This window comes from Candidatus Zixiibacteriota bacterium, assembly GCA_014728145.1.
GTDB lineage: Bacteria > Zixibacteria > MSB-5A5 > JAABVY01 > JAABVY01 > WJMC01.
Genome location: WJMC01000122.1, coordinates 1 through 8,141 on the forward strand (window position 1 = coordinate 1; position 8,141 = coordinate 8,141).

The following is an 8,141-nucleotide window of genomic DNA, read 5'->3' on the forward strand; positions in this document are numbered from 1 at the left end:
AAAGCACGCCCCACCAGGTCAAGACATTGCTGGGACCCGGTCGTAATCTGAATCACATTGGGGGAAATCTCCCGCTCCGGAGTTGAAAGCCACTTCGCCATTTCCTCACGTAGTTCCATGATCCCCTGAGTGAGAGAATATTGCAGGGCCTTGGGACCATGATTTGAGAAGACCCTGTCAGAGCAGGCTTTCAGGTGCGTTTCCGGAAAGAGCTCCGCGGCAGGCAGACCACCAGCAAAGTTGATAATACCGGGCTGAGAAGATACTTTTAGAATTTCTCTAATAACATTGGCCTTCAAGCGGGATGAATTATCCGAAAAAGGCCATTTTGTAATAATTTCTTTTGCCATAGTTGCTGTTGAATCGCTCATATTAACCTCCGCAACAAAGATAAACTCTGCGCTCGAAATAGTCAAGCAAAGTAAGATCGAAATTCAACGATCCCATTTAAATGGCAGGCTGACAGCCCTCACAATTGAAAAGCGGCCGTGTTTCTTACGGATTTCCTCAACTGTGTCATTGGCAGTAGTACGACGCGACATGCTGTTTTGACCGAAAAGGTCAAACTGTGGGGAGTCTGCGATCTTTTTCAGGCTTGTTACACCGGCTCCGATTAACCTGACTTTTTCTCTTTTCGCGCGCTCATCAGGGATCATGGCTGATAATGTTGTGAATATCGTTTCCGGATTGTCCGTGTATTTATCGATGGTTTTCTCGCGGGTAATCGTCTTGAAGTTGGAAAAGCGCAATTTCAGCCTGATGGTCTTTGCCAGAAATCCGGCTTTTTTCATGCGCGAGGCGACTTTATCCGAGAGGGTCATCAAAAGCGAGCGGACAAATACCAGGTCAGAGCTGTCCTCATGAAGTGTATGCTCGTTGGAGATAGACTTCTCGTCCTCAGCTTCGTCAATAGGAGTGACGTGACTGCTCGCCTCGCCGAGGGCCTTCTTTTTCAACTGAAGACCATAAACACCAAAGGTCTGTTCCAGCCGGTCCTGAGGGAAATCAGCCAGATCCCGGATTGTCTCGATCCCCCATTTTTTGAGCACCTCTTCAGTCTGGGGACCGACTCCACGCAGTTTGCGGATTGCCAGGGGGAAGAACTTCTCCTCTATCTCATTTTTAAAAAGCGTAGTCAAACCATCGGGTTTGTTCATATCGGAGGCTGTTTTGGCCAGGAGCCTGTTTTCGGAGATCCCGATCGAGCAGGTGAGCTGCAATTCGCTGTAAATCGCATCCTTGATCATTTTGGCTGTCTCAATCGGATCGCCATAGAGGTTTAAACTGTCAGAAATATCCAGGTAAGCCTCGTCGATTGAGGTCGCCTCAACCAGTGGTGTGAACCTCGAAAGAATTTTGATAATTTGCGAAGATATATAAGTGTAACTGGAATAGTGACCATTGACAAATATGGCATGGGGACAGAGTTTTCTAGCTTTTGACGCGGGCATAGCAGAATGGATACCATACTTACGGGCCTCGTACGAACAGGTCGCAACCACACCCCGTCCGAAGAAATCCCCCCCCACGATGACCGGTTTTCCACGCAACTCAGGATTTGCAACCTGCTCGATCTGGGCGAAGAATGCGTCCATATCTATGTGTAAAATAACCGGTGCCATCTCAACCGATAACGTTGGGCAATCCCGCCATGCGGCGCAGAAGCATAATCTGGCCGGCATGGTAGAACTCATGGTCGCATAAAAACAGGATTGCCTGGGCCGGCGAGGTGTTCCATTCGGGAAGGACCTGTCTCTCTGTTTCTAATTTCTCCAGTTCGACCTGACTGATTCTGTCTTCGAGCCTGCCATGTATTTTATAGAGATGATTTTTGATTTCTGCCAATGATGGCCACGCCTGCGGATCGGGTTCGAACTTCTCCCCCCGGCCGATCAAGACTGGCCAGTTTTCCGGAAGATCGTAGTTTTCGTCCATCAGGCTGAGCATTAAAGTTGCCGAACCGGCGATATGTCCGGCCTGCCAGCGGATATGGTTAATTTCGTGGCCGAACCTCTCAAGTGAGGTTTCCTCGGGGACATCATCCAATAACCGCTTGATTACACCATGGTTCGTCTGAAAGATCTTCGCAATATACTCCCTGATTTCCATCGCGTTCCCCATTTCGTGTCGTTTTATTATTCAGTACGGACTACTCGACCCAGAGTTTTGTCAGTATCCAGCGCGAATTCTTTTCGTCATAGGAGAGCTGAAAGAAATTCGAAGCGTCATCCAGAACCGCGAAATGCCTCAGCTTGTACTGCCCGACAGCGGTTTTCCAGTCCCCGGTGACCTGTGTAACCTTGTAAACCCGTCCGTTCCAGCGAAATTTGACAGGCCTCAGCTTATGGCCTTCGAACAGGGCGATGACATCGATATTGTCTTCTATATCCTGGTACACTCATTTCACCTCCACACACATAGAAACGCCAACAGCCGGACTACATCCGTCTCATCAGCCCGACCACCTTGCCGGCCAGGTAAAATTCCGGCGATTGACAGTTGACCTCGATCACCGGATAGTCAGGATTGGCCGGTTTCAAATAGATTGCGTCCGACTCGGGGAAATACTTCTTGACCGTGGCCTCATCGCCGATAACCGCTACCACTATATCTCCCGGGGAAGCAGTTTTCTGTTGCCTGACAAGGACGTAATCACCATCGAAAATCCCCTCCTCGATCATCGAGTCTCCCGTTACCCGGAGCATGAAAACATCGCCGGTCGGCAAAAACGACTGATCGACGGCATACATCCCCTCCGAATTTTCGACCGCCAGAAGAGGCATACCGGCCGGCACCGAACCGACCAGGGGCACTGTCCGGTAGCTGGAAATCTGCTCCTCGTTCAGTTCCAGCCCGCGCGACAAACCCGGACGCTTGCGAATGTAACCCTTGGTGATCAAGGCCTCCAGGATTGAACGGACCCCGTTGGTGGAGGAAATCGAAAACTGACTGCCGATTTCACGAATAGTCGGCGCGGAACCGGAAATCCGGATCCGATCGGCAATGTACTCAAAAATCTGCCTCTGCCGCCCGGTCAGTTTTGGCTTGGTCATATAACCATCCTCTTATCAAAATTCCATTTTTTCTCGTGATCCCGACAGATTTTCCATCCCGGATTCAATTTTCCGGAGCCGCCAATCTTTATGACGGCTCCGGATCAAGTGATGGGGGTTGATCGGAAAAATCTGGTCTAATTCCATGATCTGCACAAATGATACTGCACATACGAGCAGTTGTCAATACTTTTCTTCGGAAAAAACTGAAAAACATTAATCTTTGATCGATAATTTCTTTAAACAGACCCTGGTTGGTCCTGATTAAAATTAAAATATCTTGACTAATTCTGCAACTGATATAAATTGCTGATGTATAATTGAGAAAGTTCAAATCATTCAAATACTTCAGGGAGAATATTCATGATCAGACGCGTGCTTCTTTCACTTATTGTAGCGGCATTTCTGACAGCTACCCTGTATGCTGGTTCCAGTCCTAACACCCGCAAGAATAATAAGGCGGGAGCTAAGACATCGCCGGTATCGAAATACCGTGGCAAGTTCAAGCTCATGGAAGACCAGTTTGATTTCGGGTATATGCCACCTCGCTCCAAGGCTTCTCATAAGTTCTGGATTAAGAATGAGGGTACTGACACGCTCGAAATCGTTAAAGTGAGCCCTGGGTGAGGCTGCACAAAGGCTCCTCTTGAAAAGAGCCTGTTAGCTGTCGGTGACAGCACTTATGTCGAAATTATCTTTACTTCCGGACGTCGTACCGGGAGGTGGTCCAAGTCTCCAGTGTTAACCGTATCTGACCCGACTGCCGGCAGACCACGCTTGAGACTTCGTGGCACAATCATCGATACCGCCGATACCGAGACCAAGTATCCATTGGAGCTTAACCCGGTCAGCCTCAATGTTCTGGTCGAGGAGATGAATGAAACCTTTAAGGTGAAGATGAAAAACATCAGTAAAGACACCTATAAGGCAAAACTCGTCTCATACAATCCCGAATTCATGGAAGTCAGTGTTGACCAGCGGGATATCAGGCCGGGAGATATCCGCGACATCGAGGTTACGCTGGTAAATCCCCAAAAGCATGGCCCAGCGGGATTTGAGCGCTCATTTACAATCGAGCTTTCTGACCCGGACAAGACCCGTTTTACCGTACCGGTCAAGCTCTCCAAGCATCAGACCAAAAGGGTGTCTGCACAGGGTAATAATCGTCCGCGTATTACCGCTAGCCAGTCGGTCAGAAATTCCGGCCTGACTACCAAAACCGGCAACAATATCAGCATCATTGATGCTGGAACGAAATCTTCCAGCAGTAAATCTGACTGATAGAAACATATTCCAAAGAAAAAGCCGCAATATAACATTGCGGCTTTTTTAAATTCCGATTTTATCGAACAGATCAGTAGCCCGGGCTGAATGGGTCCTCGTTTTTAATCAACTGTTCCCATTCCCTGTCGGTTCTTTCACCCTGGGCTGTTGAATGCTTGAGCACATAGTCACCGTAACCGGTTTCATCCACGAAAATGAAATATATATATCCCTGGCTACCGAAATTGAAATAATTCCAGCGTTCATACGGGTCACGTGACGCAGTTGAAACCTTGTTTTCAATCTCATCAGGATCGCCATATTTCATATATATTCTGCCACGGTCTGTCAGCCAGCCGTCATCACGATCGATCATACTGATCGAAAACTTATCGTTGGCGTGTTTGAAGCGCCTGAAAACCTCCACCTTGAATTCATTCAGGCGGGTCGATGGGATCGGATCGCGCCTGTCCCAGAATTCCTTGAGCCAGTTTTTCTTGCCTTCCAGGTCCAGTTCCTCATACAGCTTGCGGTCCTGATCTTTCGTATAGTAATAGATAATCTTTTTCATCAGTTCGGCATCTTTTTCGGTGAAATCTTCGGTGGCCACTGCCGGGGCGATCTCGTCGGTAGAATACAGCAGGGTAAAACTTTTGCGGGAGGTAACATTGGAATTGTCTTCCAGATCTGTCACCTCGATAATGAAATCGAAATTGCCTTCGGGGAGATCGTTGACATCGATGGCAGATGAAATAATCGCGCTCGGCCCGGGTTTATGATATTCCCGTTGCCCGTAGCTGGCCACGGGAGTTTTGGCGTAATCCTCGATCCGGAAATTTACTATATACTTGCGGTTTATATCCTTGCCGAATTTTAGGTTGTAGATTTCAGCGTAGAAATACATCAGCGAATCCGAATCGTAATAAACGCGTGCCGGGTTCGGGATAACATGTCGATTGCCTTTTTCAAGCGGATTGCCTGATTCTGACACTGTGTCCTCAGAGGGGATCATATCAATATCGTAGGCAAGTTCGATATCAGACATCATCAAGTCTTTATCCGATGAATAATCGGGTATCTGCACCTTGATCTGGGTTTCTGCGAATTTGCCCGAAAAAGGTTCGCCATTGACCTGCGAGTTAGCGTCTTCAACATATAATTTCACCGAGTACTCGCCCGGCCTCATAAGGGCCTGAAGTGCATCCAGAACCTTGAAATTCCCCTGCGTTGTCTTCTGGGGCTCATCCACCTGGGTAGCTATTTTCTTGTAGAGTGTATCGATCAGCTTACCCTTGTCATCAAATATTTCCAGCCAGATATAAGCCTCAGCCTGGTAAATGTCATCCAGCATCTCGAAAGTCAGTTCCTTGCGCAGAAGCAGGTAGTAGAATTCGACCAGAGCAAATTCGGGGTAGTTGCCGATCTTGAAGGTGGCGTAGTCGAGACGGGTAGTCATCTGTTCCCTGGCCTGGGGTTGCTCGAAGGCCTGCCCGTGAGCAAACCCGCCAAGGCATATCAAAATTGTAACAAAACTGAGTATATACTTCATTATACCTCCTTCTTATTTCAATCGTAATCGTCAATTCTATCGTCTATAAAGCCCCGCCTGCCGTCGTAGGGATACTGCAGTTCATAATCGCCTGTCCCGATCTCATCGACAAATACGAAAGTCCGCGAAAGACTGTAATAATACCAGATCTGGTACGGTTTCGAGTTCAGCTCAAAAGGATGGCTTTCGACCTGCTCAGGCTCACCATAGATTATATAGATCATCCCCATATCAGTTCTCCAGCCCTTGCGATGGATCGAAGAAAACAAGCGGTTGGCATCCTTGATGCGCTGGTAGTATTTCATGCGCAGTTCGTTTTCCGGTGTGGCCGGAGTCGGATCGTGTTCCTTCCAGAATTCCTCAAAAGCTTCGAGCCTGTCCTCAGGTTCGGCATCCCTGAGTTTGTCGAGATCATCCTGCCGGGCAACGAATTTCAGCATTTCGACTGCCAGGTCGAAATCGTTGCGAATCAGCGCTTCCAAAGACCACTCTATTGTGAAATCTGCGGAAGTGGTGGAGATTTCCTTACCCCGGTTGTTTTCCAGATCAATCTGCAAAGTGTAATCGTCGGGTAGAAGATCTTCCAGCGAGATATGTTTTATAAAGCGCGTAATCGGTTTGTCCAGAGTTACTTCGAATTGGTCTTCGTACTTCTCTTTGCCCTGCTGGTTTTCAATATTGAATATTAATCTACCGTCGAATGACTTGTCAGCTTCGTGATACAGTTCCACATAGAAAGAAACCTGCTTGATATCCGCCCCATAGACTCTGGTGACGGCGGGGATAATTCGTTTTTCGCCCTTGTCAAAACGGGTCGGGATCGAGTCCAGAGGCAGAGTTTCCCTGATAAACTCAATGCTTGAAATATCAGTCTTCTTGTCGAACAGACGCTGAATTTCAAATTCTCGCTCGATCGGAGAAATCTTTTCCGAATGCTTGTCAATCAGCTTGCAGACAAGCTTGAATTTGCCTTTACCTACTTTGAGGTTGACGAGATTTATCAGGAAATCATTCGGATTCCTGGTGTCGGGATAATTCGAAAGTTTGTAGTACCTTTCCACCGATGTGCCGGTCAACTGGCGATTGTCTTCGCCCAGGATGACGACGTTTATCTCGTAATGAGCGACAAAGTCTTCATCCTGCTTAAAGAACTTCAAACCGTCGTTGTAAATTTTATAGTAAACTTCCAGTTCGACCTTATCCTCCTGGGCTGTCTTGAAAGCGGCCAGATCGATATCAAAACGAGGCTCATCGAGAGGCCTGTTTTCAAAAAAGCCGATCTGCCCATCAGCCTGGGGCATGAAAACGAGCAAATAAAGAATTAGTGTCAATATCGTACAGACTATTTTTCGCATAAGTTTAGTCCTCCGTTGTTCGTTGTCATTCTATAACTTAAAACGCTCGAGACGGAGATTAGTTTAAATATAGTTTAGATTATAGACATAATTTCAGCGGGGCAACTAAAAATTTTTGGTTATTCGTAACGCAGGGATATAATAGGATCGACTTTGGCAGCTTTATAAGCCGGGTACAATCCCGAGACAATTCCCACTCCGACAGCCACCGTAAAGCCGGCTATGACCCCGAAGATCGGGATTGAAAACGGGATTTTGAGCGCGTTCGAGGCGGCCATGGATATCAGGACTCCGAGCAGAATACCGATTACACCACCGCTCAAGGTCAGGGTCACGGCTTCAACAAGAAATTGAAGCAGTATATTTATCTTTCTGGCGCCTATAGCCTTACGGATACCGATCTCACGTGTTCTTTCCGTTACCGAGACGAGCATGATGTTGAGTACGCCCACACCACCGACCATCAGGCCAATCGAGGAGATCACGATCATGACCGCAAAAACAGTAGCTGTGATGTCCTTGAATAATTCGGTCAGTTGCTGTTGCGAAAAAACCGCGAAATCATTTGGTTTGTCATAGGGCACACCTCGATAGGACCGCAATATCTGGATTATCTCTTCCATGGCTTCATCGATCTTGTCCGGTGTTGTTGCTGAAGCAACCAGATGCAGGGCCTCCTCCCAGGGATACATGCGTTCGAATGTGCCGAGCGGGATCGCTACGAAATTATCTGAATTGTCACCGCCGAAAGGGTTTTCACGCTCATCCATGACACCGATGACTGTGAATTTTATACTGTTGACGACGATTTCTTTTCCGATTGGATCGATACCTTCAAACAGCCCCTCAGCCAGAGCGTCGCCTAAAACTGCAACCCGGGCTTTATGATGGTTTTCCGATCTTGTGAAAAATCTCCCGGCC

At 47.7% G+C, this 8,141-nt stretch carries 10 protein-coding genes; 2 read left to right on the top strand and 8 right to left on the bottom strand.

Features of this window, described 5'->3' with window-relative positions; genetic code table 11:
- The 5 genes from GF404_07305 to lexA form a co-directional block, all read right to left on the bottom strand.
- On the bottom strand, window positions 1-371 hold a 371-nt coding region (locus tag GF404_07305), incomplete at its 3' end, for a PLP-dependent aminotransferase family protein (GenBank protein ID MBD3381986.1).
- Between the two features lie 63 nt (window positions 372-434).
- A complete protein-coding gene (gene dinB, locus GF404_07310) occupies window positions 435-1,694 on the bottom strand; it encodes a DNA polymerase IV (GenBank protein ID MBD3381987.1) in 1,260 nt (419 codons plus the stop codon).
- Complete coding sequence (locus GF404_07315; protein ID MBD3381988.1) at window positions 1,624-2,121, bottom strand: hypothetical protein; 498 nt, start codon at window positions 2,119-2,121, stop codon at window positions 1,624-1,626. Before GF404_07315 ends, dinB begins: the two co-directional genes overlap by 71 nt.
- A gap of 28 nt (window positions 2,122-2,149) precedes the next feature.
- A complete protein-coding gene (locus tag GF404_07320; GenBank protein ID MBD3381989.1) occupies window positions 2,150-2,398 on the bottom strand; it encodes a hypothetical protein in 249 nt (82 codons plus the stop codon).
- A 40-nt stretch (window positions 2,399-2,438) separates the two neighbouring features.
- Complete coding sequence (gene lexA, locus GF404_07325; protein MBD3381990.1) at window positions 2,439-3,053, bottom strand: transcriptional repressor LexA; 615 nt, start codon at window positions 3,051-3,053, stop codon at window positions 2,439-2,441.
- A 363-nt stretch (window positions 3,054-3,416) separates the two neighbouring features.
- On the opposite strand from lexA, the gene GF404_07330 reads away from it, so the two are divergent.
- Both GF404_07330 and GF404_07335 read left to right on the top strand, forming a co-directional pair.
- A complete protein-coding gene (locus GF404_07330; GenBank protein ID MBD3381991.1) occupies window positions 3,417-3,680 on the top strand; it encodes a hypothetical protein in 264 nt (87 codons plus the stop codon).
- 111 nt (window positions 3,681-3,791) lie between these two features.
- A complete protein-coding gene (locus GF404_07335; GenBank protein ID MBD3381992.1) occupies window positions 3,792-4,334 on the top strand; it encodes a hypothetical protein in 543 nt (180 codons plus the stop codon).
- A 73-nt stretch (window positions 4,335-4,407) separates the two neighbouring features.
- Here GF404_07335 and GF404_07340 read toward each other — a convergent pair whose 3' ends face one another.
- The 3 genes from GF404_07340 to GF404_07350 all read right to left on the bottom strand — a co-directional run.
- Window positions 4,408-5,865, bottom strand: coding sequence for a GWxTD domain-containing protein (locus GF404_07340; GenBank protein ID MBD3381993.1), 1,458 nt, complete (start codon window positions 5,863-5,865; stop codon window positions 4,408-4,410).
- Window positions 5,866-5,882: 17 nt separating this feature from the next.
- Window positions 5,883-7,220: a GWxTD domain-containing protein gene (locus GF404_07345; GenBank protein ID MBD3381994.1), complete on the bottom strand. Its 1,338-nt coding sequence runs from the start codon at window positions 7,218-7,220 to the stop codon at window positions 5,883-5,885.
- A 119-nt stretch (window positions 7,221-7,339) separates the two neighbouring features.
- The coding region (locus GF404_07350; protein ID MBD3381995.1) for an FtsX-like permease family protein at window positions 7,340-8,141 on the bottom strand (802 nt) is incomplete at its 5' end.

Coding starts and splice junctions, on each gene's coding strand:
- dinB (MBD3381987.1), bottom strand. CDS start 1,694: ATGAGTTCTACCATGCCGGCCAGATTATGCTTCTGCGCCGCATGGCGG.
- GF404_07315 (MBD3381988.1), bottom strand. CDS start 2,121: ATGGGGAACGCGATGGAAATCAGGGAGTATATTGCGAAGATCTTTCAG.
- lexA (MBD3381990.1), bottom strand. CDS start 3,053: ATGACCAAGCCAAAACTGACCGGGCGGCAGAGGCAGATTTTTGAGTAC.
- GF404_07330 (MBD3381991.1), top strand. CDS start 3,417: ATGATCAGACGCGTGCTTCTTTCACTTATTGTAGCGGCATTTCTGACA.
- GF404_07340 (MBD3381993.1), bottom strand. CDS start 5,865: ATGAAGTATATACTCAGTTTTGTTACAATTTTGATATGCCTTGGCGGG.
- GF404_07345 (MBD3381994.1), bottom strand. CDS start 7,220: ATGCGAAAAATAGTCTGTACGATATTGACACTAATTCTTTATTTGCTC.